Source organism: Aeromonas sp. MTB, from assembly GCF_056632455.1.
This window is the reverse complement of sequence record NZ_CP147026.1, coordinates 3855001-3877598: the sequence shown is the minus strand read 5'-3', so window position 1 is coordinate 3877598 and position 22598 is coordinate 3855001. Positions and strand designations below refer to the sequence as shown.

20 protein-coding genes and 1 tRNA gene (1 of these 21 running past the window's edge) are annotated in these 22598 nt (G+C 57.2%); 11 read left to right on the top strand and 10 right to left on the bottom strand.

The window, feature by feature from the left end:
- Positions 1-13: 13 nt before the first annotated feature.
- Positions 14-1159: a radical SAM family heme chaperone HemW gene (gene hemW, locus WBR25_RS17665; RefSeq protein WP_323926141.1), complete on the top strand. Its 1146-nt coding sequence runs from the start codon at positions 14-16 to the stop codon at positions 1157-1159.
- A 116-nt stretch (positions 1160-1275) separates the two neighbouring features.
- On the opposite strand, the gene WBR25_RS17660 is transcribed toward hemW, so the two are convergent.
- A complete protein-coding gene (locus WBR25_RS17660) occupies positions 1276-1515 on the bottom strand; it encodes an alternative ribosome-rescue factor A (protein ID WP_150390271.1) in 240 nt (79 codons plus the stop codon).
- 214 nt (positions 1516-1729) lie between these two features.
- Positions 1730-2185 (bottom strand): Zn(2+)-responsive transcriptional regulator, encoded by a 456-nt coding sequence (gene zntR, locus WBR25_RS17655; RefSeq protein ID WP_043825867.1) that lies wholly within the window; start codon positions 2183-2185, stop codon positions 1730-1732.
- 415 nt (positions 2186-2600) lie between these two features.
- Here zntR and purH point away from each other — a divergent pair, with 415 nt between their 5' ends.
- The 4 genes from purH to WBR25_RS17635 all read left to right on the top strand — a co-directional run bounded on the left by purH (position 2601) and on the right by WBR25_RS17635 (position 6784).
- Entirely contained in the window at positions 2601-4193 is a 1593-nt protein-coding gene (gene purH, locus WBR25_RS17650; protein ID WP_479748773.1) for a bifunctional phosphoribosylaminoimidazolecarboxamide formyltransferase/IMP cyclohydrolase, read from the top strand.
- Between the two features lie 114 nt (positions 4194-4307).
- Positions 4308-5594 carry a phosphoribosylamine--glycine ligase gene (gene purD / locus WBR25_RS17645; protein ID WP_479748771.1) on the top strand — a complete coding sequence of 429 codons (1287 nt, stop codon included), beginning with the start codon at positions 4308-4310 and terminating at the stop codon, positions 5592-5594.
- Between the two features lie 277 nt (positions 5595-5871).
- Positions 5872-6246 (top strand): cytochrome b562, encoded by a 375-nt coding sequence (locus WBR25_RS17640; protein ID WP_005349056.1) that lies wholly within the window; start codon positions 5872-5874, stop codon positions 6244-6246.
- Positions 6227-6784, top strand: coding sequence for a cytochrome b/b6 domain-containing protein (locus WBR25_RS17635; RefSeq protein ID WP_479748769.1), 558 nt, complete (start codon positions 6227-6229; stop codon positions 6782-6784). Before WBR25_RS17640 ends, WBR25_RS17635 begins: the two co-directional genes overlap by 20 nt.
- Before the next feature lie 164 nt (positions 6785-6948).
- Here the strand turns inward: WBR25_RS17635 and WBR25_RS17630 are convergent.
- The 5 genes from WBR25_RS17630 to rpsU all read right to left on the bottom strand — a co-directional run bounded on the left by WBR25_RS17630 (position 6949) and on the right by rpsU (position 11842).
- Positions 6949-7025: transfer RNA gene (locus WBR25_RS17630), tRNA-Ile, on the bottom strand.
- Between the two features lie 187 nt (positions 7026-7212).
- The gene (gene rpoD / locus WBR25_RS17625) at positions 7213-9108 is read right to left on the bottom strand and encodes an RNA polymerase sigma factor RpoD (RefSeq protein WP_263718854.1); all 1896 of its coding nucleotides are present in this window, start codon (positions 9106-9108) and stop codon (positions 7213-7215) included.
- 183 nt (positions 9109-9291) lie between these two features.
- Entirely contained in the window at positions 9292-11079 is a 1788-nt protein-coding gene (dnaG, locus tag WBR25_RS17620) for a DNA primase (RefSeq protein WP_479748768.1), read from the bottom strand.
- Positions 11080-11167: 88 nt separating this feature from the next.
- Positions 11168-11611: a GatB/YqeY domain-containing protein gene (locus tag WBR25_RS17615; protein ID WP_479748766.1), complete on the bottom strand. Its 444-nt coding sequence runs from the start codon at positions 11609-11611 to the stop codon at positions 11168-11170.
- A gap of 15 nt (positions 11612-11626) precedes the next feature.
- Positions 11627-11842: a 30S ribosomal protein S21 gene (gene rpsU / locus WBR25_RS17610; RefSeq protein WP_005309452.1), complete on the bottom strand. Its 216-nt coding sequence runs from the start codon at positions 11840-11842 to the stop codon at positions 11627-11629.
- A 179-nt stretch (positions 11843-12021) separates the two neighbouring features.
- Between rpsU and tsaD the strand changes: the two genes are divergently transcribed.
- Positions 12022-13035 carry a tRNA (adenosine(37)-N6)-threonylcarbamoyltransferase complex transferase subunit TsaD gene (tsaD, locus tag WBR25_RS17605; protein WP_005349085.1) on the top strand — a complete coding sequence of 338 codons (1014 nt, stop codon included), beginning with the start codon at positions 12022-12024 and terminating at the stop codon, positions 13033-13035.
- Between the two features lie 247 nt (positions 13036-13282).
- Here tsaD and WBR25_RS17600 read toward each other — a convergent pair whose 3' ends face one another.
- Positions 13283-14602, bottom strand: coding sequence for an anaerobic C4-dicarboxylate transporter (locus WBR25_RS17600; protein ID WP_042052808.1), 1320 nt, complete (start codon positions 14600-14602; stop codon positions 13283-13285).
- Positions 14603-14727: 125 nt separating this feature from the next.
- On the bottom strand, positions 14728-16170 hold the full coding sequence (gene aspA / locus WBR25_RS17595; RefSeq protein ID WP_005340569.1) for an aspartate ammonia-lyase: 1443 nt from the start codon (positions 16168-16170) through the stop codon (positions 14728-14730).
- A 442-nt stretch (positions 16171-16612) separates the two neighbouring features.
- On the opposite strand from aspA, the gene WBR25_RS17590 reads away from it, so the two are divergent.
- On the top strand, positions 16613-17089 hold the full coding sequence (locus tag WBR25_RS17590) for an FxsA family protein (RefSeq protein ID WP_005340570.1): 477 nt from the start codon (positions 16613-16615) through the stop codon (positions 17087-17089).
- A 34-nt stretch (positions 17090-17123) separates the two neighbouring features.
- Here the strand turns inward: WBR25_RS17590 and WBR25_RS17585 are convergent, their stop codons facing one another.
- Positions 17124-18458 carry an MATE family efflux transporter gene (locus tag WBR25_RS17585; protein WP_235655430.1) on the bottom strand — a complete coding sequence of 445 codons (1335 nt, stop codon included), beginning with the start codon at positions 18456-18458 and terminating at the stop codon, positions 17124-17126.
- A gap of 260 nt (positions 18459-18718) precedes the next feature.
- Between WBR25_RS17585 and WBR25_RS17580 the strand changes: the two genes are divergently transcribed.
- The 4 genes from WBR25_RS17580 to WBR25_RS17565 form a co-directional block, all read left to right on the top strand.
- Positions 18719-19012, top strand: a complete 294-nt coding sequence (locus WBR25_RS17580) for a co-chaperone GroES (RefSeq protein WP_005340573.1) — start codon at positions 18719-18721, stop codon at positions 19010-19012.
- A gap of 42 nt (positions 19013-19054) precedes the next feature.
- Positions 19055-20689 (top strand): chaperonin GroEL, encoded by a 1635-nt coding sequence (gene groL / locus WBR25_RS17575; protein ID WP_005340575.1) that lies wholly within the window; start codon positions 19055-19057, stop codon positions 20687-20689.
- Positions 20690-20790: 101 nt separating this feature from the next.
- Positions 20791-21291 (top strand): putative pterin-binding protein, encoded by a 501-nt coding sequence (locus tag WBR25_RS17570; RefSeq protein ID WP_019444953.1) that lies wholly within the window; start codon positions 20791-20793, stop codon positions 21289-21291.
- A gap of 23 nt (positions 21292-21314) precedes the next feature.
- Positions 21315-22598: the 5' portion of a putative bifunctional diguanylate cyclase/phosphodiesterase gene (locus WBR25_RS17565; protein ID WP_064337296.1), read on the top strand. Its footprint extends 648 nt past the window's final position; 1284 of the gene's 1932 nt are visible here — the first part of the coding sequence; the start codon lies at positions 21315-21317; its stop codon lies off the right edge, out of view.

The following is a 22598-nucleotide window of genomic DNA, read 5'->3' as shown; positions in this document are numbered from 1 at the left end:
TATTGGAAGCCCCATGCTGCAACTGCCGCCGCTCTCTCTCTATATTCATGTGCCCTGGTGCGTCCAGAAGTGCCCTTACTGTGACTTCAACTCCCATGCCCAGAAGGGGGAGTTGCCTCACCTCGAATATGTCGCCGCCCTGCTGGAGGATCTGGATCAGGATCTGAAGTGGGCGCAGGGACGGCCGCTCTCCTCGATCTTTATCGGCGGTGGCACTCCCAGCCTGTTGACGGTGGAGGCGATGCAAACCTTGCTGGACGGGGTGCGGGCCCGCATTCCGCTCACCGCGGATTGCGAGATCACCATGGAAGCGAATCCGGGCACGGTGGAGGCGGACAAGTTCGCCGGTTTCCAGCGCGCCGGCATCAACCGTATCTCCATCGGGGTGCAGAGCTTCCAGCAGGAGAAGCTGACCCGCCTCGGCCGCATTCACGGCCCGGAAGAGGCGCGCAAGGCCGCCGCACTGGCCCACACCATCAAGTTGCCTACCTTCAATCTGGATCTGATGCACGGTCTGCCGGATCAGAGTCTGGATGATGCCCTTTATGACCTGCAGCAGGCGATCGACTGCGCCCCGCCGCACCTCTCCTGGTATCAGCTCACCATAGAGCCGAACACAGCATTTGCCTCCAAACCGCCCAAACTGCCGGAAGATGACACCCTGTGGGACATCTACGAGCAGGGCCACGCCATGCTCACAGCCAGCGGTTATCGCCAGTACGAGATCTCGGCTTACGCCAAAGAGGGCTACCAGTGCCATCACAACCTCAACTACTGGCGCTTTGGTGACTATCTGGGGATCGGCTGTGGTGCTCACGGCAAGGTGACTGATCTCGCGAACCAACAGATCCTGCGCACTGCCAAGGTGAAGCATCCGAAAGGGTATCTGGATAAGAGTCGCCCCTATCTGGACGAGCAGTGGCAGGTGACGGCAGACGATCTGCCGCTCGAATACTTTATGAACCGCTTCCGCCTGTTTGAACCGGCCCCCAAGGCGGAGTTCGAGGCCTATACCGGCTTGCCGTTGGAGCGGGTCGAGACGGTGCTCGCCATCGCCCAAAGCAAGGAGCTGATCGAGGATCTGGGAGAGAGCTGGCAGCTCACTTCTCTCGGCCATCGCTATCTCAACGTGCTGCTCGAACTGTTTATGGATGAGTGAGCGGCCTGTTGAGGCGCAACTTTGAGGTGGTGAGTTGGCGTTGCCATATCGCTTCTTCTGTCAAAACAATCAGGGCGCCAATGGCGCCCTGATTGTTTTGGTCGGTAGAAACCCGCTCAGCAGCAGACGCGGATCATCTGCTGTTGGCCGGGCTCCCACCGCTTGCCGAATTTGGCCTTGCGCTGGTAACTCCCCTTGCCCTTCTTGTTGCGCTCGACCCGGCTGCGAAACAGGGGATCGGAGAGCAGGGCGTGCAGATGGTTATCCTTTATCTCGCCGCGCTGATGGGCATAGCGGCCCCCTTGCGCATCTTCCTCACGGGGGAGGACGGGTTGGTCGACCCGGATCTTGGCCATGATGGCTCCTCTTCTTTTCTCTTGGTGTGTTGATTCTTGTGTCTGGATGGTGGTTTTCGCTGCGGGCGCCTGTTCAGCTGAGCGCCCGGTAACCGGATGCACTGGCACCGGTTAAAAACGCGGCGATTTTGTCACCAAATCGCCGCCCGAGCAATGCGTCGGCGGCGCCGAGTCAGTCACACTGAGCCAGGCACGCTCAGTCAGGCATACCATGTCAGCCGTGAACCGGGTCATGCTGGTCGTGGTTGTGATGCTCGTGATGGGCCGGGGCACCAGATTCCAGCGTCTCGAGGATGGCGCAGTGCTCCGCCGAGCGGGGGCCGCCGCAGCAGATATTGGAGAGCTCTCTCAGGTTGTCGCGAAAGCGGGTCAGTTCGATGATCTTCTGCTCCACCTGGGCCAGCTTGGTGTCGGCCACTGCTTTCACCTCCTGACAGGTGACTTTGGCCTTGTTGGTATCGAGGTCGAGCAGCTCGCCGATATCGGCCAGCGAGAATCCCACCGACTTGGCGCGAATGATGAACTCCAGCCGCCGCTTGTCCTGTTCACTGTAGAGGCGGTAGCCGGATTCGTTGCGGATCCCCGGTGAGATAAGCCCGTTCTTCTCGTAAAAACGCAGGGTATCTGCCTTGACCCCGCACGCCTTGGCCAGTTCACCGATCCGATACATGCTCTCTCTCCCCTTGAATGTATGCCGCCACAAAAACCGGAATCCACTATCACCCCTTTGCCCATGGATTGCCAGCCAAGGGCATAAAAGGGGCAGATAAACATCTCCTGGCGACCCTTTTTCCCATAAAACACTGAAAGTGAAAACGTTTCGAGAAAATCAAGTGGAAAACGTTTAACGCCGCGCCAAATAAGGCTTTGCTGTTTCAAAAAATCCACCACAGGTCACATTTTTTGTGTAGAATACGCGCCCATAACAGAGCGCCGCACCAAGCGGGCATTTCCTAAAACGCTTTTGCCGGATGTCGGGGCGAGAGTGGTTTGCGAAATCCCCCACTTCCATTTATTTGGGGACTCTCTGTGTTGAGCCTCGCCTCCCATGGAACGGTCCCCGTTATGTTGAGGACGATAGTGTGATGGAACAAGCTCGACCCATTCGCCGTGCACTGCTGAGTGTGTCTGACAAAACTGGCATTCTGGAATTTGCCAAGGCACTCAACGAGCGTGGTGTTGCCCTGCTCTCCACGGGCGGTACCGCCAAGCTGCTTGGCGAGGCGGGTCTGCCGGTGACCGAGGTCTCCGACTACACGGGTTTCCCTGAAATGATGGATGGCCGGGTCAAGACCCTGCATCCCAAGGTTCATGGCGGCATCCTCGGCCGTCGGGATCAGGATGACGCCATCATGGCCCAGCACGCTATCTCCCCCATCGATATGGTTGTCGTCAACCTCTACCCCTTTGCTGCCACCGTGGCCAAAGCGGGCTGCACTCTGGCTGATGCGGTCGAGAACATCGACATCGGCGGCCCGACCATGGTGCGTTCTGCCGCCAAAAACCATAAAGATGTCGCTATCGTCGTCAAAGCTGCCGACTATGATCGGGTTATTCGCGAGATGGATGCCAACGGCAACAGCCTGAAACTGGCGACCCGTTTCGATCTGGCCATCGCAGCCTTCGAGCACACCGCTGCCTACGACGGCATGATCGCCAACTACTTCGGCACCATGGTTCCTTCCTACGGTGCAAACAAGGAGGGTGACGAGGAGTCCCGCTTCCCGCGCACCTTCAACAGCCAGTTCATCAAGAAGCAGGACATGCGTTACGGCGAAAACAGCCATCAGGCTGCCGCCTTCTACGCCGAAGAGCATGCCGCTCCGGGTTCTGTCTCCAGCGCTATCCAGCTGCAGGGCAAGGCGCTCTCCTACAACAACATCGCCGATACCGATGCGGCGCTGGAGTGTGTTAAGGAGTTCGACGAGCCAGCCTGCGTCATCGTCAAGCATGCTAACCCCTGCGGTGTGGCCATCGGTAACGACCTGCTGAGTGCCTACGATCGCGCTTACCAGACCGACCCCACCTCTGCCTTCGGCGGCATCATCGCCTTCAACCGTGAGCTGGATGGTGCCACTGCGGCAGCCATCGTGGCCCGCCAGTTTGTCGAAGTGATCATCGCCCCGACCGTCAGCCAGGAGGCCCGCGATGCGGTCGCCGCCAAGCATAACGTGCGTCTGCTCGAATGCGGGCAGTGGACTGCTCCGGCGCAAGGGTTTGACCTCAAACGCGTCAACGGCGGCCTGCTGGTGCAGGAGCGGGATCTCGGCATGGTGACGCTGGGCGACCTGACCGTGGTCAGCAAGCGTCAGCCGACCGAGGCCGAGCTGCAGGATCTGCTGTTCTGCTGGAAAGTGACCAAGTTCGTCAAATCCAACGCCATCGTCTACGCCAAAGATGGCCAGACCATCGGCGTCGGCGCAGGCCAGATGAGCCGTGTTTATTCGGCCAAAATCGCCGGTATCAAGGCGGCGGATGAAGGACTGACCGTGGCGGGCTCCGTGATGGCCTCCGATGCCTTCTTCCCGTTCCGCGACGGTATTGATGCTGCCGCGCAGGCCGGTATCTCCTGCGTGATCCAGCCGGGTGGCTCGATGCGCGATCAGGAGGTGATCGATGCCGCCGACGAGCACGGCATGTGCATGGTGTTCACCAACATGCGCCATTTCCGTCATTGATGGGTCAGGGGCTGCCGATGGCGGCCCTTTTGTTGTCTCTTTTCAACTGACTATTTCCACTGGCTGACGGCCCGAGTGGCCGTCCAGTGACCACAAATAGAAGCGAGCGATACGATGAAAGTACTGATCATTGGCAACGGTGGCCGCGAACACGCCCTAGCCTGGAAGGCCAAACACTCCCCGCTGGTACGCCACGTTTTTGTGGCGCCGGGCAATGCGGGCACCCAGCTTGAGCCGGGTGTCGAGAACGTCGCCATCGACGCGACCGATATCGAAGGGCTGCTGGCCTTTGCCAAAGAGAAGCAGGTCGGCCTTACCATCGTCGGGCCGGAAGCGCCGCTGGTGAAAGGGGTGGTGGATGCCTTCCGCGCCGCCGGTCAGCCCATCTTTGGCCCGACCGCTGCAGCTGCCCAGCTGGAGGGCTCCAAGGCTTTTACCAAGGATTTCCTGGCCCGTCACGTCATCCCGACCGCCGAGTACCAGAACTTCACCGAAGTGGAGCCTGCACTCGCCTACTTGCGCGAGAAGGGCGCCCCCATCGTCATCAAGGCCGATGGTCTGGCGGCGGGCAAGGGGGTGATTGTCGCCATGACTTTGCAGGAAGCGGAAGACGCGGTGCGTGACATGCTCTCCGGTAATGCCTTTGGCGAAGCGGGCTCCCGGGTGGTGATTGAGGAGTTTCTGGAGGGTGAAGAGGCGAGCTTCATCGTCATGGTCGATGGCGAGCACGTGCTGCCGATGGCCACCAGTCAGGATCACAAGCGGGTTGGCGACGGTGATACCGGCCTCAACACCGGCGGTATGGGGGCTTATTCCCCGGCGCCTGTAGTGACTGCCGAGGTACATCGACGCGTGATGGAGCAGGTGATCATGCCGACCGTGCGCGGCATGGCGGCCGAGGGCAACGTCTACACCGGTTTCCTCTACGCCGGTCTGATGATCGACGGTGCAGGCAATCCCAAGGTGATCGAGTTCAACTGCCGCTTTGGTGATCCCGAGACCCAGCCCATCATGCTGCGGATGCAATCCGATCTGGTGGAGCTCTGCCTGGCGGCTTGCGCTGGCAAGCTGGATCAGAAAGAGGCCATCTATGATCCCCGCGCCGCTATCGGCGTGGTGTTGGCGGCGGGAGGCTATCCCGGTGATTACAGCACCAATCACCCCATCAGCGGCTTGCCGGTGGATGAAGTGGCGGGTGAGAAGGTGTTCCATGCTGGTACCCGTCTGGAGGGCGATACCAGCCTGACCGCTGGCGGCCGCGTGTTGTGCGCCACGGCGCTGGGCCACACTGTGGCAGAAGCCCAGCAGCGTGCCTATCAGCTCGCTGGCCGCATCAAGTGGGATGGCGTCTTCTACCGCAAGGATATCGGCTGGCGCGCCATTGCTCGCGAACAGGAGTAACTGACGCACGCAAATGGCCAGCTGATTCAGACCCCGCTACGGCGGGGTTTTTTGTCCCTGTTTACCGCTTTCAACCATCCTCATGCTGCGTGTCACCCGCGTTCAATCAGTTACCAAGCGCAAACAAGCGCGGCATATCTGTCACTATTTGCCACAAAAAACAGCATTTTTCACAAACGTTTCACCATGAGTCATGGCATCATGCTGGTGATGAATTCTTGTTTGGATTCATAAGTACCCCTAACAATTCGAGCATGTCGTTATATAAGGAAATCCCATGTTGAAAACCGTCCGCCCCCTGCTGCTGCCCCTGATGTTTGGCCTGATGACCCTGCCTGCCGTGGCGGGTGATCTGGAACAGCCGATGAAGAAGATTGGCTTCAACTACAAGCAGGCCGTCAAGGCTGATGATGCAGCCACCATGGAGAAGCACATCAACGAGATGAAGGCCCAGCTGGATGTGGCCAAGCAGAAGAACATGCCGGCCGCCAAGAAAGAGAAATTCCTTGAAGGAATGAACGAGGTACAGACCGAGCTGGACGCCAGCCTGGCCGCACTCAAGGCGGGTGATGAGGCCAAGGCGCGCGAACATCTGGCCAAGGTCAACGACCTGAAGAAGGAGTACCACAAATATGCTAAGCAAAAAGGGTGAGCCCTTTCGCTGGGATCCGCTGGTTCGCCTGACCCACTGGGGCTTGGCGGCGGTCTGCATCGGCAACCTCTGGGTTAACGAAGCGGGGGAGGAGTGGCACGAGTGGCTGGGTTACGGCGCCATTGGGCTGATCTCCTTGCGTCTGCTCTGGGGGCTCACTTTCGCCCGTGGCTACGCTCGCCTTGGTGCCCTCATCCCCAGCGGTGAGGATTTTCGCCAGCAAGCGCGCGAGATGCGTGAGCGGCAGCCTCCGGCTCCGGGTCATCACGGTAGCGGCAAGCTGGCCGTGTGGGCGCTCTGGCTGGTTGTGCTGGCCACTGCTGGCAGCGGCTGGTTTCAAAATACCGAGACGGGATTTGAACTGGGGGCTGACGAGTGGCATGAGTGGTGCGTGGTGGCGCTGCAGGGACTGATTGGTCTGCATCTGCTGGCCATCGTCTTCACCTCCTGGCGCCAGCGCAGCAATCTGGTTACCCGGATGCTGCCTGCCATCGGGCGTCGCTCATCCATCCAGAGCGGCAGCAACGAGGAAACCTGAGGCTCAGCATTAGGCTCCTTGTCTCTGAGTGAGGCGCCTGATCCGGACCCTGCCCAGACCCGCCCATGGCGGGTCTTTTCTATGACCTCATCGAGCTTATCACTGGACATTGCCCGATCCGCAGATGCAAAAAGGCCGCTCATCATGAGCGGCCTTTTTCAATTTGGTGGCCCCTGGGGGACTTGAACCCACGACCAATCGATTATGAGTCGACTGCTCTGACCAACTGAGCTAAGGGGCCAAATTGTGCGTTTAGCGGCGTGGATTATAGGGGAAGAGGAAAGGGCAGTCTATAGGCATATCAACCACTTGGCGACTAATTGTCCAGCTTGATTGAGGGCGCAAAGAGGGTCGCAAGGGTAAATGCCAGACAAAACAAAGCCCCGCATGGCGGGGCTTTGGCAGAGCAATTTGACACAGGGTCAGGACTATTCGTCCAGGAAGCTGCGCAGCACTTCCGAGCGGCTCGGGTGGCGCAGTTTGCGCAGTGCCTTGGCTTCGATCTGACGAATACGCTCACGGGTAACGTCGAACTGCTTGCCCACTTCCTCGAGGGTGTGGTCAGTGTTCATGTCGATACCGAAACGCATCCGCAGTACCTTGGCTTCGCGGGCGGTCAGGCCAGCAAGCACTTCGCGGGTGGCGTTGCGCAGGCTTTCGCTGGTCGCCGCATCCGCTGGCAGAGCCAGGGTGGTATCTTCGATGAAGTCGCCCAAGTGGGAATCTTCATCATCACCGATGGGCGTCTCCATGGAGATAGGCTCTTTGGCGATCTTCAGTACCTTGCGGATCTTGTCTTCCGGCATGCCCATGCGCATGGCCAGCTCTTCCGGGTTCGGTTCGCGCCCCATCTCCTGCAGCATCTGACGGGAGATACGGTTGAGCTTGTTGATGGTCTCGATCATGTGTACCGGGATACGGATGGTACGGGCCTGATCCGCGATGGAGCGGGTAATGGCCTGACGGATCCACCAGGTAGCATAGGTCGAGAACTTGTAGCCACGACGGTATTCAAACTTGTCTACCGCCTTCATCAGACCGATGTTGCCCTCCTGGATCAGATCCAGGAACTGCAGACCGCGGTTGGTGTACTTCTTGGCGATAGAGATAACCAGACGCAAGTTGGCCTCAACCATCTCTTTCTTCGCACGGCGGGCTTTGGCCTCACCGATGCTCATGCGACGGTTGATATCCTTGATCTGGGCAATCGACAGACCGGTCTCTTCTTCAATCTGCTGCAGCTTGCCGATGGCGCGCTGGATATCCTCGTCCATTTCAACCAGACGAGGAGACCAGGCTTTGCCAGCCTGCTTCTGGTATTCGAACCAGGCAGTTTCACACTCGTTGTTGGTGAAGGCCGCGACGAAGGTTTTCTTCGGCATCTTGGCCTGCTCAACGCAGAGCTTCATGATGATGCGTTCCTGCACGCGGACGCGCTCCATCATTTCACGCATGTTGTTGACCAGGCGATCGAACTGCTTGGGCATCAGGCGGAATTGACGGAATACATCGGCCAGCTGGGCGATGGCGGCCTGGGTATCTTCGTGCGCGCGACCATTCTTCTGAATGGAGAGGCGGGTCACTTCATACTGGGCACGCAGTTCACCGAACTTCTCGCGAGCGACTTCCGGATCCGGACCACCGTCACCGTCGTCGTCAGAGCTGTCGCCATCTTCGTCTTCGTCTTCTTCGTCTTCTTCATCTTCGTCGGCCAGATCGTCTTCGCCGAGTTCGGAACCGATATGCGTGGCGGTAGGCGCCATGTCTTCGGTTTCGTTCGGGTCAATAAAGCCAGAGATAATGTCAGAGAGACGCAGCTGCTCGGCTTCGTACTTGTCGTACTGTTCGAGCAGGTAAGTAATTGCTTCAGGGTACTCGGCTACGGAGCTTTGTACCTGGTTGATACCGTCTTCGATCCGCTTGGCGATGTCGATTTCGCCTTCACGGGTCAGCAGTTCGACGGTACCCATTTCCCGCATGTACATGCGGACGGGATCGGTCGTGCGACCAATCTCAGATTCAACAGATGCCAGAGCCTGGGCCGCTGCTTCGGCAGCGTCCTCATCGGCGGTACCACCTTCAGCCATGATAAGGTCATCGGCATCCGGAGCGTTTTCAACCACTTGAATGCCCATATCGTTGATCATCTGAATGATGTCTTCGATCTGGTCTGAATCGACAATGTCTTGCGGGAGGTGATCGTTCACCTCGGCATAGGTCAGGTAGCCCTGTTCTTTACCTTTGGCAACGAGGAGTTTAAGCTGAGACTGCGGGGTTTGCTCCATAGAACTCATCCGGTTGGTGTTGCTAGGTTGCGCGTACAGTGCGCTGCTGCGCAAATAGCCAATTCTAATAGAAAACCGCCAGACATGCTATGTCTGGTTGCGGCGTCGGTCATGAGAAACCCCTGCCCGCAGTATTGTCGGGGCCAGGCGGTTATAAAAATTTTGCTTTTCATCCCGTCGATTCGGGCAACGCTATCCATATTGGGACTAATCACTTAAATATCAAGCCCCACTCTCATTTCTTTTCTCAATTTGCACCTCTCTTATCAGCATCATCAGCTCTTGGGTTTCTTCGGAGCTTAGTCCTTCCTGAGCCACTTTGGCCTGCAATTCTTCGATCCGCTGTTTCAGAAACTGGTTGATGAAGCCGACGAAGGTGTCCTGCAATTCTCCCAGAATATCCGGCTCCTGATCGAGTTTGATTTCCTCGAACAGGTCGTGCATGGCCAGCTGAGCAAGGATCTCTCCCTCCTTGGTACCACGCCAGTGTTCCAGCAGGATACCGGTTGTGATACCAGGCTGTGCCAGGATTTGCTGGTGCAGTTGCAGCAGGAACTTGATGCCCTGTACGCGTAGTCCGGCCAATTCCGGCATGGGGGGAAGCTCAGCCGTTACTGCCGGATATTGCACCATCAGTGCCAGCGCACGCCGCAGTGGCGTCAGCTTGGCTGCCTTGGGTTTGTTGACCTCGGCCTTGGGCTGACTGTTGCGGGCAAAGAGCTCGGCGATGCGCTGCTTGTTCTCGCCCCAGCGCATCATGCTGGAGAGACGAGTGATCAGCCCTTCGCGGGTAAACCCTTCTGGTACGCGGCGAATAAGTTCGGCGGCCTTGTTGGCCACTTCAAACTTACCTGCCTCACCGGAGAGGGCTGCATCCCGCCCGAGACGCTCGAACATGAAGTCGGCGAACGGTTGGGCTTCATCGAGCAGGGCTTCAAAACCCTCCTTGCCGATCTGGCGTACCAGAGAGTCGGGATCCTCGCCATCGGGCAGGAACACGAACTTCAGCTCGCGGCCATCCTGCAGATGAGGGAGGGCATTATCCAGCGCGCGCCAGGCGGCTTCACGACCGGCGTTGTCACCGTCGTAGCAGCAGACTACCTCGGCGGTGGTGCGAAACAGGGTGTGGATATGGTCGCTGGTCGTTGCAGTACCCAGCGCCGCCACCGCATAGTCGATGTCGAACTGACCGAGTGCCACCACATCCATGTAGCCTTCCACCACCAGGATCCGGCGTGGCTCCTTGTGTGCCTGCTTCACCTCGTAGAGACCGAACAGCTCCCGCCCTTTATGGAAGATGGGGGTCTCAGGCGAGTTCAGGTATTTGGGGGTGCCATCACCCAGCACCCGGCCACCGAAACCGATGACCCGGCCACGCTTGTCACGGATCGGGAACATGATGCGATCGCGGAAACGATCATAACTCCCCGGGCCATTGTCACGGGTGATCAGCATACCGCCTGAGATAAGCAACTGCTCGTGATCCCGGCTGGTACCAAAGCGGCGGCGCACCTGATCCCAATCGCTGGGTGCATAGCCAATGTTGAATCGTTTGACCACTTCACCGGTCAGGCCGCGGCCTTTGAGGTACTCCACCGCATGGGGAGCGCTCTTGAGATTGCTCTCGTAGAAGCGGGCGATCTGGTTCATCAGCTCGAACAGATCCTTGCTGACTGCGGGCTGGCTATTGGCCGAGCCGCCGATGCTCTGCTCGCGAGGCACCTGCATGCCCTGCATGCTGGCGAGCTCTTCGATGGCATCGGGAAATTCGAGACCGTCGTACTCCATGACAAAGCCGATGGCGTTGCCGTGGGCACCACAACCGAAACAGTGGTAGAACTGCTTCTCCTGGCTGACGGTAAAAGAGGGGCTTTTTTCGTTATGAAAAGGGCAGCAAGCCTGGTAGTTCTTACCGGCTTTTTTCAGCCGCACTCGCGAGTCGATCAGCTCGACTATGTCTGTGCGTACGAGCAGATCGTCGATAAAGGATTGGGGGATCCTGCCTGCCATAACCGTCCTGTTTCATTGCGGAGAAAATAAAAAAGCCGCGCATTCCAAGGGAAGCACGGCTTCTTCGACCAAACAAGAGAGTTGCCTGTTACGCCAAGCGGGTTTTCACCTGAGCACTGACGGCGCCGACATCGGCACGCCCCTGAATTTTCGGCTTCAAGACAGCCATGACCTTGCCCATATCAGCCATGACGGCAGCACCACTTTCAATGATGGCTTGCTCGATCAGGGCAGCAATTTCATCTGCGGTCAGCTGTTGTGGCAGGAATTCCTGCAACACAACGATCTCGGCGGACTCTTTGTCGGCGAGATCCTGGCGACCGGCAGCTTCAAATTGGCTGATGGAATCGCGGCGCTGTTTGACCATTTTGGTCACGACAGCGAGGATATCCTCATCATTCAGCTCGATACGGGTATCGACTTCACGTTGCTTGATTTCTGCCATCAACAAGCGGATCGCTCCCAGACGTGCCTTATCTTTGGCAAGCATGGCGAGCTTTTGCTGATCCTTGAGTTGATCCTTCAGAGACACGGCAATATCTCCCGATTAGTACAGGCGGATACGACGTGCGTTTTCGCGAGACAGCTTCTTGGCGTGACGCTTGACAGCAGACGCTTTGGCGCGCTTACGAATGGTAGTCGGCTTCTCGTAGAACTCACGGCTACGAACTTCGGACAGGATACCGGCTTTTTCGCAAGAACGCTTGAAACGACGCAGAGCAACGTCAAACGGCTCATTTTCACGGACTTTGATTACTGGCATGTGCCTTTCACCTCAGTGATAAATTGTTAGCTGACCTTCAATCGATCAGCATGTCTTAAAATGGTGCGAAATTATACTCTGGACAGGGAATGAAAGTAAACCCGCAGAGATCGCTCTGGTTTAAAAAACCCGCGAAGGTTACCATAGCCGTCTCATTTTAGCAGTGAAATTTTTTAGCAATGCGTGTATTGGGCATAGAGACATCCTGTGACGAAACCGGGATCGCGATCTTCGACGATCAAAAAGGGATCCTTTCCCATCAGTTATACAGCCAGGTCAAGCTGCATGCGGACTACGGTGGCGTTGTCCCCGAGCTCGCCAGCCGGGATCATGTTCGCAAGACGATCCCGTTGATCCAGGCCGCATTGCAAGAGGCGGGACTGGGCAAAGATGACATCGACGGCATCGCGTATACCGCGGGTCCGGGTCTGGTTGGCGCCATTCTGGTAGGCGCCACTATTGGTCGTTCGCTGGCGATGGCATGGAACAAGCCTGCTATCGCTGTCCACCATATGGAAGGGCACCTGCTGGCTCCCATGCTGGAGGAGAAAGCTCCCGAGTTCCCCTTCGTGGCGCTGCTGGTCTCCGGTGGTCACTCCATGCTGGTACGGGTTGATGGCATCGGCAGTTATCAGCTGTTGGGGGAATCCATTGATGATGCCGCTGGCGAAGCGTTCGACAAGACCGCCAAGCTGATGGGGCTGGACTATCCGGGTGGTCCGCTGCTCTCCCGTCTGGCCGAGAAGGGCACCACTGGGCGCTTCCACTTCCCCCGTCCCATGACTGACCGTCCCGGGCTCGACATGAGCTTCTCCGGCCTCAAGACCTTCACCGCCAACACCATCGCCGCCAATGGTGATGATGAGCAGACCCGTGCCGATATCGCTCGGGCGTTTGAAGATGCGGTGGTCGATACCCTGGCCATCAAGTGCCGTCGTGCCTTGAAAGAGACCGGTCTTAAGCGTCTGGTGGTTGCCGGTGGCGTCAGTGCCAACCGTCATCTGCGTGCCCAGCTGGCCGAGCTGATGGAGAGCCTCAAGGGCGAGGTGTTCTATCCACGCACTGAATATTGCACCGATAACGGCGCCATGATTGCCTATGCCGGTATGCAGCGCCTGAAAGCGGGCGTGTTCGAACCGCTGGCGGTCAAAGCCGTGCCGCGCTGGCCGCTGGATACCCTGGATCCGGTCTGATCCGACGGATCCCGCCTTCTGGCGTGGTTGTGAGTACCATGGTGGCCTACAGCTCCTGCAATCAGGCAGCGGTGGTTATACCGCCGCTGGCACGCTGTTGTGGTGTCTGCTGTCGCCGTGGTTGAGCCATCCGGATAATACGTCAGGTCTCTCGCTGCCAGACAGCCAAGCCAAGTACAGAGTAAAGAGATAAAAAATCCCCGCCAACTGGCGGGGATTTTTGTTTGGTAATCGGCAGACGATAGGATTACAGCAGGATGCCGCCGAAGAAGAAGCCCAGCGCCACGGCGATGGCGATGGTGGCGGTGCCCGGTACGAAGAAGGGGTGGTTGAAGACCGCCTTACCGATACGGGTGGAGCCGGTGTCGTCCATCTCTACCGCGGCCAGCAGGGTCGGGTAGGTCGGCAGTACAAACAGGGCGCTTACGGCTGCGAAAGAGGCAATCGCAGTCAGCGGGCTGACACCCAGTGCCAGTGCGGCAGGCATCAGTGCTTTGGTGGTGGCACCTTGTGAATAGAGCAGCATGGCGGCGAAGAACAGCACCACGGCAAGCAGCCAGGAGTACTGGTTCAGCAGGTCGCCAGCGATCAGCTGGATGGTGTCCATGTTGCCTTTCACGAAGACGTTACCCAGCCAGGCGACACCCAGTACGCAGATACAGGCGGACATACCGGACTTGAAGGTCGGCATGTTGGTGACCTGGGTGGCGTCCAGTTTGCACACCAGAGTCATGATGGTGGCTGCTGCCAGCATGATGCCCATGATGGCACCGTCACGGGGGATCGGCGGGTTGGTGATCAGGCCCACTTTACCGGAGATGGCAGTGGCATAAGCCATGACAGCAACGATGGCGGCGATGAAGATCCAGACCGACAGTTTGGCGTACGGCTTGATCTCGAGCTTGGTAGTACCACGCAGTTTGATCAGACCCTTGGCTTTACGCTCCAGATAGACTTCGTCCTGATCCAGCGGTTTGCCCATCATGTTGGCAATGAAGGCGCCCAGGATACAGGCCAAGAAGGTAGAGGGGATGCAGATGGCCAGCAGGGTCAGGTAGTCAACACCAAACGGCTCGAGCATGCCGGAGAAGGCAACCACAGCAGCAGAGATCGGGGACGCTGTGATGGCGATCTGGGAGGCGACAACCGCGATGGAGAGCGGACGGGATGGGCGGATCCCTTGCTCTTTGGCCACTTCAGCGATCACCGGCAGGGTGGAGAAGGCGGTATGACCGGTACCGGCCAGCATGGTCATCAGGTAGGTGACCACCGGGGCAGCGAAGGTGATGTATTTGGGGTTCTTGCGCAGCGCTTTTTCTGCCAGGAAGACCAGATAGTCCATCCCGCCAGCCAGTTGCATACAGGCTATGGCACAGATGACGGACGCAATGATCATGATCACATCCCAAGGGATGTAGCTGACCAGTTGATCGCTCGGGATGGGCATGCCCAGACCCCACGTCAATACCAGTACCCCCAGACCACCGGCAAAGCCGATGCCGATGCTGCCTATCCGGGCCCCCAGATAGATAGCGGCGAGCACGACAAGTAACTCGATTCCAATCATAGCGATAACTCCATTTTTTAGTTTTTGGTTTTTATTTGGCAAAAAGCCAATTCCCGATCGGGCTGGGGATAAAGACCAATCGGGAACTGACTTTATGGGCCGGGAAGATCCCGGCCCACACTCGCTTATACGGCAGCTTCGCGGGTGAAACGCTTGGCTTTGTATTGCGGGTTCATCAGGTTCTCGATGGAGAGAATTTCGTCCAGCTGCTCGGCGCTCAGCAGACCGCGCTCAAGAACGACTTCACGGACGTTCTTGCCGGTCTGGGCACAGATCTTGCCGACGATATCCCCTTCGTGGTGGCCGATGAAGGGGTTCAGGTAGGTCACGATACCGATGGAGTTCAGCACGTGATTCATGCAGATTTCCGGGTTGGCGGTGATACCTTCCACGCACTTCTCGCGCAGGGAAATACAGGCTTTTTCCATCAGGCTCAGGGATTCGAACATCGCCTGACCAATCACCGGCTCCATGACGTTCAGCTGCAGCTGACCGGCTTCGGCGGCGAAGGTGATGGTGATGTCGTTACCGAATACCTTGAAGCAGGATTGGTTGACCACTTCCGGGATAACCGGGTTGACCTTGGCCGGCATGATGGAGGAACCCGCCTGCATTTCCGGCAGGTTGATCTCTTTCAGTGCAGTGCGCGGGCCGGAGGAGAGCAGACGCAGGTCATTACAGATCTTGGACAGCTTCATGGCCAGACGCTTGATGGCGCCGTGCAGCATGACGTAGGCGCCACAGTCGGAGGTCGCTTCGATCAGGTCTTCTGCCGGCACATAGGCACGACCGGTGATCTCGGCCAGACGCTTGATAGCCAGTGCAGAGTACTCGGGTGGAGTGTTCAGACCGGTACCGATGGCGGTCGCGCCCAGGTTCACTTCCAGCAGCAGCTCCTGGCAGCGCTTGATGGACTTGATCTCTTCACGCAGGGTCACGGCGAATGCGTGGAACTCCTGACCCAGGGTCATCGGAACCGCATCTTGCAGCTGGGTACGGCCCATCTTCAGGATGTTTTTGAACTCTTTCGCTTTGGCATCGAATGCCGCGATCAGGTGCTCCAGCGCGTGCAGAGTCACGTCAGTGCTGTTGACCACAGCAACGCGGAAACCGGTCGGGTAGGCATCGTTGGTGGATTGGCACTTGTTGACGTGGTCGTTCGGGTTGATGACGTCGTAACGGCCTTTCTCCAGACCCATGATTTCTAGGGCGATGTTGGCCAGTACTTCGTTGGTGTTCATGTTGACGGAGGTGCCGGCACCACCCTGGTAAACGTCGACCGGGAACTGGTCGAAGCATTTGCCGGTGTTCAGCATCAGGTCGCAGGCTTCTACGATCTTGTCAGCAATTTCAGGACGGATGGTACCCAATTCACCGTTTGCCAGCGCAGCGGCCTTCTTGGTCAGCACCATACCGCGGACGAATTCCGGAACGTCAGAAATCTTCTGAGAGCTGATCTTGAAGTTCTCGACAGCGCGCAGGGTGTGCACACCGTAGTAGAGATCATTGGAAACTTCTTTGGTGCCCAGCAGGTCTTCTTCAATGCGGACGTTCTTGATGTCGCTCATTGTAATGCCTCAGAAATCAGATAAATGGAAAAATCCTCACCGAGTGGTCGCGAGTTCCTTGCGCACAGCTCATCCTGAAGCACCACACATCGAGTGGGGCGGTTGGGAGAATGACCTCCCGAAAAACTAATCAATATACTACTCCAATTGAGGTATCGGTTATTAGAGGTGGATCACTAAATTTGCGACATTTTCAAATTACTTTGAGGAAAGTACACATATGTTATGAAGTTTTTATCATGATGATTTTTATAAGTTTTTGTGAATTTTTGCTGATTTTTTAGATTGCTGATGACGTAGGAGTCAGTTGACCAACTTGAAAAGAGGGGGGCAGCCCCCATTTATTCAGGGCAGAAAGTGGTGATGATGGGGCGGCAAAATCGCCTCTGACCATCGTTGGATGGGCGCCACTTTTTCTCAATTTACTGGTGCTGGAGTGGATATGGGCAAGTTGTTTTTGTTGTTGGTGGGTCTGGTTGTACTGGAACTCACCGTGATGATCGAGGTCGGCTCGGTAATCGGGGCGCTGCCGACTGTCGGCTTGCTCATCCTGACCGCGGTACTGGGCTCCTCGCTGGTGCGCAGTGAAGGGATCAAGACCCTGTTCAGCGCCCAGCAAAAGATGCAGATGGGCGAGATGCCGGGTCGCGAGGTGATGGGGGGCATGATGCTGGCATTGGCCGGTTTGCTGCTGATTATCCCGGGTTTCGTGACCGACATTTTCGGTGTGCTGTTGCTGCAACCCTGGCTGCGTAACAAACTGGCTGACAAGCTGATCGGCAGCAGCCAGTTCCGGATGCAGATGGGCGGTTTCCAGCGTACTCAATCGCCGTTTGGCAACGCACCGTCCGATGATCATCTGGGGAACGCCAAGCAGGGCGGCACCACTATCGAAGGCGAATTTGAGCGTAAAGAGTAATCGACGAGACGAAAACCCGAGGCGAGTGACTGAATCAGGGTTTGCCCTGATGGCACAAGGCCTCGAAGCGGTGTCGGGCATACCACCATGCGAGGGTGCCCGCCGCCAGATTGGCCAGCAGTATTCCCAGATATATCCCCTGTTCTCCCCCTAGCTTTGCCCCCAGCCAGGCTCCTGGCAACAGAAAACCAAACAGTCGCAATCCGTTGAACAAGAACGAAATACTGGATGCTCGCACGCCATTTAGCGCCGAGGCCAGCAGCATCACCATGCCCTGAAAGCCATAACCGATCGGCACCAGATGCAGATAGAGAATGATGAGGCGAATGACCTGCGGATGATCGCTGAACAGGTTGGCGATGAGTGGCGCCAGTAGCCAGGTCAGGCCATAGATGGCGAGTTGGAACAGCAACGCAAACCTCATGCAGCTCTGCAGTGCAGCTTTGGCCCGGGCCGGATTGCCAGCGCCGCAGTTTTGCGAGATGAAAGGGGCCAGTACGGAGGCGAGGGCCATCATCACGATCAGCAGCAGCGCCTCAACCCGCGATGCGGCGCCGTAAGCGGCTACCACCTCGGTACCCAGTCCTGCAAAGATCGTCATCAGCACCGCATTGGCCAAGGGGTTGAGCATATTGGTAAAAGAGGCGGGGACGGCGACATGGAGCAAGGCCCGCCAGTGGGTCAGCAACCGAGCCCGCGGCGAGAGGCGCCACAGCAGCAAGCCCTCCCGATGACGCAGGATATAGAGGCTGACCAGCATCGCCATCAACCAGGAGAGAGAAGTCGCGATGGCGGCCCCGCGGATCCCCCACTCGGGAAAGGGGCCGATGCCGAAGATCAACAGAGGATCCAGTACTCCGTTGACCAACCCGGCTACGGCCATCACCAGACTGGGGGTTTTGGTATCGCCGGTCGCCCGGATGGCGGCATTGCCCACCATGGGCAGCACCAGCATGGGGACTGTGAGATACCAGATCAGCATGTAGTCATGGATGAGGGAGATAAGCTCGGCACTGGCCCCCAGCAGAGTAAACAGGGGTTTGATGGTGAGAGCGCCCCCCGCGGAGAGCAGGGCCACCATGATCACCGCCAGAAACAGGCTGTCGGTGGCGAGATGGGCCGCCTCATCGTGTTTGCCCTGCCCCAGGGTATGACCGATCACCGCTGACAATCCGGCGCCCAATCCCATCGCCAGCGAGGTAACCACAAAAGTGACGGGAAAGGTAAAACTGATGGCGGCCAGAGCTTCGGTTCCCAGCATACCGATAAAAAAGGTATCGACCAGATTGAAGGCCAGAATGGCGATGATGCCGAAGATCATGGGGCCCGTCATCTGGCGCAGTACGACCGGAATAGGGGCTGTCAGCATGGGGTTGGTGCGGGTCAAGGGCTCGTCTCTACAGCTGGCTTTGAAGGTTCTGGCATGGAAACCGGGCGGCTTGAACCGACCTTGCTCCAGAGTGCGGACATGGCTGAACCATCGAAGATGTTTATAGTACGTGAAAAAATTTTTTTTGTATTTGCCCTTGAAGGGTTAGCAACTCTGCCCCACATCAGGGACATATCTAATTTGGCCTGGAACGGCCATTCCTCAAAGCAACAATGAGACTCATTTTGGGAGAGTTATCGATGAAAATTCGTCCACTGCACGACCGCGTCATCATCAAGCGCATCGAAGCTGAAGCCAAATCTGCCGGCGGTATCGTCTTGACTGGTACTGCGGCCCAGAAGTCCACCCGTGGTGAAGTGCTTGCCGTGGGGACTGGTCGCATCCTGGATAATGGCGAAGTCAAAGCGCTGGCCGTGAAGGTTGGTGACAAGGTTATCTTCAACGAAGGCTACGGTGTTAAGACCGAGAAGCTGGATGGTCAGGACGTCCTGATCCTCTCCGAAACCGACATCCTGGCGATTGTCGAAGAGTAATCCATCCTCCTTTTCCCCGAATTGATTTAAGGATTGAAGAAAATGGCAGCTAAAGACGTTAAGTTTGGTAACGAAGCCCGCATCAAGATGCTGGAAGGCGTAAACATCCTGGCTGATGCCGTCAAGGTGACTCTGGGCCCGAAAGGCCGCAACGTGGTGCTGGACAAGTCCTTCGGCGCCCCGACCATCACTAAAGATGGTGTGTCTGTTGCGCGCGAAATCGAGCTGGAAGACAAGTTCCAGAACATGGGCGCCCAGATGGTCAAGGAAGTGGCTTCCAAGGCGAACGATGCCGCCGGTGACGGTACCACTACTGCAACCGTTCTGGCTCAGGCTATCGTCAACGAAGGTCTGAAAGCCGTGGCCGCCGGTATGAACCCGATGGATCTGAAGCGCGGTATCGACAAGGCCGTTGTGGCTGCTGTTGCTGAACTGCAAGCACTGTCCCAGCCGTGCGCCGACAGCAATGCCATCGCTCAGGTGGGCACCATCTCTGCCAACTCCGACGAGAAAGTGGGCAAGCTGATTGCTGAGGCCATGGACAAAGTGGGTCGCGATGGCGTCATCACCGTTGAAGATGGTCAGGGTCTGGAAGATGAGCTGGCAGTTGTTGAAGGTATGCAGTTCGACCGCGGCTACCTGTCCCCCTACTTCATCAACAAGCAAGAGACCGGTTCTGTTGAACTGGACGACCCGTTTATCCTGCTGGTTGACAAGAAAGTCTCCAACATCCGCGAAATGCTGCCGGTGCTGGAAGGCGTTGCCAAAGCTGGCAAGCCGCTGCTGATTGTTGCTGAAGACGTAGAAGGCGAAGCCCTGGCGACTCTGGTGGTTAACACCATGCGCGGTATCGTGAAAGTGGCTGCCGTCAAGGCGCCTGGCTTCGGTGACCGTCGCAAGGCCATGCTGCAGGATATCGCCGTACTGACTGGCGGTACTGTCATCTCCGAAGAAGTGGGCATGGAGCTGGAAAAAGCGACTCTGGAAGATCTGGGTCGTGCCAAGCGTATCGTCATCACCAAAGAGAACACCACCATCATCGATGGCGTGGGTGATGCCGGTGTGATCGAAGGCCGTGTTGCCCAGATCCGTCAGCAGATCGAAGAGACCTCTTCCGACTACGATCGTGAGAAGCTGCAAGAGCGCGTAGCCAAGCTGGCTGGCGGTGTTGCCGTTATCAAGGTTGGCGCAGCCACCGAAGTCGAGATGAAAGAGAAGAAAGCACGCGTTGAAGATGCCCTGCACGCTACCCGCGCCGCGGTTGAAGAAGGCGTGGTTGCCGGTGGTGGTGTTGCGCTGGTTCGCGTTGCTGCCAAACTGGCGGGTCTGCGCGGTGACAACGAAGACCAGAACGTCGGTATCAAGGTTGCCCTGCGCGCCATGGAAGCCCCGCTGCGTCAAATCGTCATCAACGCCGGTGAGGAAGCCTCCGTCATTGCCAACGCAGTGAAGAACGGCGAAGGCAACTTCGGTTACAACGCTTACAGCGAACAGTATGGCGACATGCTGGCCATGGGCATCCTGGATCCGACCAAGGTAACCCGTTCCGCCCTGCAGTTTGCCTCTTCCATCGCCGGTCTGATGATCACCACCGAGTGCATGGTCACCGAACTGCCGAAGAAAGATACCCCTGCAATGCCTGACATGGGCGGCATGGGTGGCATGGGCATGATGTAATCATCCCCCTTGCTCTGTTTGACAAACGGCTCGCTCAAGGCGAGCCGTTTTTTTATATCTGGCTAAACTGAGTCTGTTGAGACAGCAAATCTGGGGGAGATATGAAAATGTTTGGTTGGCTGACACTACTGTGTTCATTGGTCATCATGCCGGTGATGGCTGCTGAGGCGCTGACGGGGCCGGTGATCCTGAAAGTCGGTGGTAACATCAGGTCGGCAGACGAAGTTGATGGCAAGGTGTTGTTTGATCTGGCCAAACTGCAGGCTCTGCCGCAACATGAGATAGTGACCGGCAACCCGTGGGTGGATAAGCCACACACCTACAGAGGCCCAAAACTGGCAGATGTGTTGGCTGCAGTCGGTGCGGATGGCAAGACCATTACGTTGACGGCGCTGAACAGTTTCCAGGTCCGCATTGAATGGGACAAGGTTGCCAAATACGAGCCCATCCTTGCATGGGAAGACAACGGCGCTGTCATGCGGGTGCGTGACAAGGGGCCGGTCTGGTTTATGCTGCCTCTTGATCAATATCCGGAATTGAAGCGATCCGAATATACCGACATGATGATCTGGCAGCTGGATTTGATAGACATTCAGCACTGATAAAAACAGCACGGGAGCATGGGGTGAAAGGAAAGACCAGGGCGTGGCCACTGCTCGTCATTCTATATGTATCCATCCTGTCGTTTACCGGGAGCACCCTCTATTGCCTGATGCAAATCCAGAATGCGACCAGAGCGATGGAGAAATACACCTATGATGTCTCCTGGGCGCTGATGCAGTTGCAGCTGGAGCTCGGTCGTTTCCTCAATGCGGTAGAGGTCTATCACTATGGCGGGATTGATCATGACACCTTGATGTTGCGTTATGACATTCTCTGGAGCAGAACGCCCATCCTGTTGAGCGGCCAGCTGCGCAAGAGCATGCAGGACAAGCAGAAAACCTTGCGTCTGGTGCAGCTGATTGAAACCAATATTCGCCAAATAGAGCCCGACATCACCAAGTTGCAAAGCGGGGCATCTGACTATCAGCAGATCATGATGCGCCTTGCCCCGCTGCAAGAGCCGCTCTCCTACTCCCTCGCTTCTGTGATGCAGAAGAACATTAACGTCTATTCCGAGAACGATCGCCATTTTGGCCAATTGCGCAATGCCTTGTTGCTGATGGTCTCCGGTCTGGTCATGTCAGTGTTGCTGCTCAGCATGCTGCTTATATATGAAGGGCGTCGTCATTTCAGAGCGGCCAGACGGGATCCGCTGACCGGGTTGTCCAATCGGGTTGCCCTACTGGAACGGATGGAGCTGTACGCCACACAGGAAGTGCCGTTTGGACTGGTGCTGGTCGACATCAACGACTTCAGAGATATCAACAGTAAGTTTGGCTATGACACCGGTGATTATCTGCTTTGTGAGTTTGCCACCCGGATCAGAGTGCTCTGTGAAGAGGGCGAGTGGAGCGGACGTCTGGGGGGGGATCAATTTGCCATTATCCAGCGTGGCAGCAGCGATCTGCGTCAGGTCAGGGAGCTGGTAGCGCGATTGCTGCATGCGCTGAAGCAAGATATCGTCTATGACAACTATCCCTTCCGGCTCGAAGTCGGGATCGGGATTGCCTTCTATCCGATGGACAGCGACAAGACTCAGGAGTTGCTGAGTCGTGCGGAGCAGGCCCTGTTCCATAGTCGCAAGACCCATGTCCCCTATGTGATTTACGATAACTCCCTGCTCAACGAGACGGCGCGGCGCAAGCATCTGGCGTCGGACATGATCATGGCGCTGGAACACAATGCGTTGGAACTCTATTACCAACCCATTGTCAATCTCGAAAGTGGCCGCTGCGAAGCTGTCGAGGCTCTGCTGCGCTGGCGGCATCCTGAGCTCGGTTTCATTCCGCCAAACGAAGTGATCATG

Excerpts from the sequence above, each read along its gene's own strand:
- hemW (WP_323926141.1), top strand. The coding sequence starts at position 14 with ATGCTGCAACTGCCGCCGCTCTCTCTCTATATTCATGTGCCCTGGTGC.
- WBR25_RS17660 (WP_150390271.1), bottom strand. The coding sequence starts at position 1,515 with ATGGCCAAGATCCGGGTCGACCAACCCGTCCTCCCCCGTGAGGAAGAT.
- zntR (WP_043825867.1), bottom strand. The coding sequence starts at position 2,185 with ATGTATCGGATCGGTGAACTGGCCAAGGCGTGCGGGGTCAAGGCAGAT.
- purH (WP_479748773.1), top strand. The coding sequence starts at position 2,601 with ATGGAACAAGCTCGACCCATTCGCCGTGCACTGCTGAGTGTGTCTGAC.
- purD (WP_479748771.1), top strand. The coding sequence starts at position 4,308 with ATGAAAGTACTGATCATTGGCAACGGTGGCCGCGAACACGCCCTAGCC.
- WBR25_RS17640 (WP_005349056.1), top strand. The coding sequence starts at position 5,872 with ATGTTGAAAACCGTCCGCCCCCTGCTGCTGCCCCTGATGTTTGGCCTG.
- WBR25_RS17635 (WP_479748769.1), top strand. The coding sequence starts at position 6,227 with ATGCTAAGCAAAAAGGGTGAGCCCTTTCGCTGGGATCCGCTGGTTCGC.
- dnaG (WP_479748768.1), bottom strand. The coding sequence starts at position 11,079 with ATGGCAGGCAGGATCCCCCAATCCTTTATCGACGATCTGCTCGTACGC.
- rpsU (WP_005309452.1), bottom strand. The coding sequence starts at position 11,842 with ATGCCAGTAATCAAAGTCCGTGAAAATGAGCCGTTTGACGTTGCTCTG.
- tsaD (WP_005349085.1), top strand. The coding sequence starts at position 12,022 with ATGCGTGTATTGGGCATAGAGACATCCTGTGACGAAACCGGGATCGCG.
- WBR25_RS17600 (WP_042052808.1), bottom strand. The coding sequence starts at position 14,602 with ATGATTGGAATCGAGTTACTTGTCGTGCTCGCCGCTATCTATCTGGGG.
- aspA (WP_005340569.1), bottom strand. The coding sequence starts at position 16,170 with ATGAGCGACATCAAGAACGTCCGCATTGAAGAAGACCTGCTGGGCACC.
- WBR25_RS17590 (WP_005340570.1), top strand. The coding sequence starts at position 16,613 with ATGGGCAAGTTGTTTTTGTTGTTGGTGGGTCTGGTTGTACTGGAACTC.
- WBR25_RS17585 (WP_235655430.1), bottom strand. The coding sequence starts at position 18,458 with ATGCTGACAGCCCCTATTCCGGTCGTACTGCGCCAGATGACGGGCCCC.
- WBR25_RS17580 (WP_005340573.1), top strand. The coding sequence starts at position 18,719 with ATGAAAATTCGTCCACTGCACGACCGCGTCATCATCAAGCGCATCGAA.
- groL (WP_005340575.1), top strand. The coding sequence starts at position 19,055 with ATGGCAGCTAAAGACGTTAAGTTTGGTAACGAAGCCCGCATCAAGATG.
- WBR25_RS17570 (WP_019444953.1), top strand. The coding sequence starts at position 20,791 with ATGAAAATGTTTGGTTGGCTGACACTACTGTGTTCATTGGTCATCATG.